Genomic DNA, 2,357 nt, shown 5'->3' on the forward strand with positions numbered 1-2,357 from the left:
CCGGCGGGGTCGAGTCCGACGGCGTGGTGTTCGCCTTTGCCCACGTCGATGCCGCAGAACACGGCGTAGGTGGGGTTCATGAAGCGTGCCTTTCGTTTCGCTCCGGACGGTCACCGATCCGACGTCGGTACCCGGCACCCACGCCCGCGAAGAGACCTGCCCGGTGTCCGACGCAAACAGGCGGCTCTGTCCCTATCAGCGGTCCATCGACGTCACCATGCTCGGCGACACCACCCCCGGATCATTCGAGAGACAGGGGCAAGAAGTCATACCGAACTTGGTGACCGTGGCCCCGCGGTGCGGGACTACGAAGAAGGTAACGGGTGTGTCATCGCGGGGACTTGCCGAACAGATACTTTAAAAGTAGATTGAAAGTATGTCGGTGCGTGAGGTTCCGTTCTCGGATATCCAGAACAAGGGGAAGGCGACGCTGTCCGAGTGGCAGCGTTCGGGCGCGCGCCCGCTACGCGTGACCCGACGCGACGCCGAGGATCTGGTCTTGATGACGGCAACGCGTGCGGAGCAGGAGAACGAGGTCCTGGCCGCCGCGACGGCGATGGTCGGCGCGCTGCTGCACACGGGCAACCGGGACCTGGTCCGCACCGTCGTCGAGGCGGCATTTCCGTGGGTGAGCTACCTGTCGCACGAGGAGGCTACCGAGTTCATCGACGAGTTGGTTGCGTCGCTGCGGGCTGGTTCGTCGCTGGACAATCCGGCTCCTATCGCCCGCACTATCGAGACGTGGCGGCATACCGCGGAGGTGTATGCCGATCCGGAGCTCGCCCGCATGCTCTCGACGCCGTCCGAAGGGGACTTCGGCGCCGTCCCGGCACCGGAACTGTGAGTCCCAAGCGAGGCGAGCGTGTCGCGCCACCGGCGGCCGGCTCCCTGTGGGATCTGAGGTTCGCCACCGGTGAGGCCGCGAAAGGCTGGGACGAGTTGTGTCGGCAGGCCGCAGCGAACACCTTGGTGGCCTATGAGGAGATGCGTCGCCGCGAGGTCGAGCAGGAACCGACGACGCGTCATCACCGGTTGAAGGGCAAGCTCGCGACCGGGGTGCACAATGGTGTGGAGATGGAGCAGTGGCAGTACGAGGTCACTGCCGGCGGGCGGATCTGGTATCTGATGGACGTCGAGCGGCGCACATTGTGGTTGAAGCACGCAGGTACCGCGCACCCGAAGCAGACGGAATGATCTGGCCGAGAGCGTGATCGAGGCTGGCATCGATATCCCTTCGCCCGCGGTGGCGATTGATCCACCAGGGTCCCTACGTCTGTCGCCGACCACTGCGTCCGGGAGCGTGTCATTACTACCTCGGGCGGCAGGTTCGGTGTCGGTCTGCCCGGATCAGCGCTTCCCCGGCTTGGAGGCTCGGGCGTAACGACGGTGCGCGGCTACCACGTTGTCCTCGAGGTGATCCCCGCCGGCCGCGATCGGTACGAGATAGTGCAGGACCGGAGCCTCCCGTGTGCGTGGGTTCGCCTCCGGATTCAGTGGCTCGGAGCAGATCCTGCATGCCCAGCCGTCCCGTTCGAACACCTCCGGCGGACACACCGGTCCGATCTCGCCTTCCTCGACACCGGCCTTCTCGGCGGATTTCCGGTACGCCGCGACTGCGGCAGTGACGGCTTTGCGGCTAGCGCTGAGCCGTTCACGTGCCGGTGTCCGCACCGCCTCGACCGGACTGCGGGCGAAGATGTGTGCCGCCCAACGATATTCGTATCAGTCCTGGTCGACATCGTTGCTTCGGCTTCGGGGCGATCGGTGCCCCGGAAGGGCTGAGTCGGTCTCTCGATTGGTGCGGTGTGGGTGGGCCCCTGTATCCCGGGGTGGGATGCGGGGGTTTCGTGTTGTGTGAGCCGGGGTGGTGGCATGTGCTGGGTTGGGCCGGCGGGTCGTGGGGTTGGTGCGGATGTGGGCTCGATGCCGGTTTTGTGAGGGTTTTTTAATTCTGTTGTTGCACAACATATGTTGTTAAATCGTTTGGTGGGTAACCAAATCCGGATACTCTGCTCGCCAGAGTCCCCTCTTATCGACTATTTCTGTTGTGCACGTGTATATTTCGATTTCTATTGGTTCGTGTCGTGTCGATGTGTAGATTGGGGGATGGGGTATGATGGAGGCATGGCATCGGGACGGGTTGGGAGCGACGGAGCGGGTCGGACTGCGGCGCGCGCAGCGCGTCCCGGTCTCTCGCTCGGGCGTGGGGGATGGGAGAAGGTACGATGAAAGTTGTTGGTGATACTGCAATTTCGGTTTCGAGCGGAGCGCAGCGACGCGTTCGACGGCAGCCTGAGGTGAGGTACGGCGAGCCGCGCAGCGGCTCCCTGGAGGGGAGCGCAGCGACCCTCCCCGTT

General features: G+C 64.2%; 2 protein-coding genes. Both read left to right on the top strand.

Going from position 1 to position 2,357, the window contains the following annotated elements:
• The first annotated feature begins 382 nt into the window (after positions 1-382).
• Positions 383-844, top strand: coding sequence for a hypothetical protein (locus I0Q12_RS00005; protein ID WP_197250001.1), 462 nt, complete (start codon positions 383-385; stop codon positions 842-844).
• The gene (locus tag I0Q12_RS00010; RefSeq protein WP_197250000.1) at positions 841-1,194 is read left to right on the top strand and encodes a hypothetical protein; all 354 of its coding nucleotides are present in this window, start codon (positions 841-843) and stop codon (positions 1,192-1,194) included. The genes I0Q12_RS00005 and I0Q12_RS00010 overlap by 4 nt, the downstream gene beginning before the upstream one ends.
• Positions 1,195-2,357 lie beyond the last annotated feature (1,163 nt).

Origin of the sequence: Rhodococcus sp. CX (genome assembly GCF_015865005.1) — a bacterium.
Lineage (GTDB): Bacteria > Actinomycetota > Actinomycetes > Mycobacteriales > Mycobacteriaceae > Rhodococcus.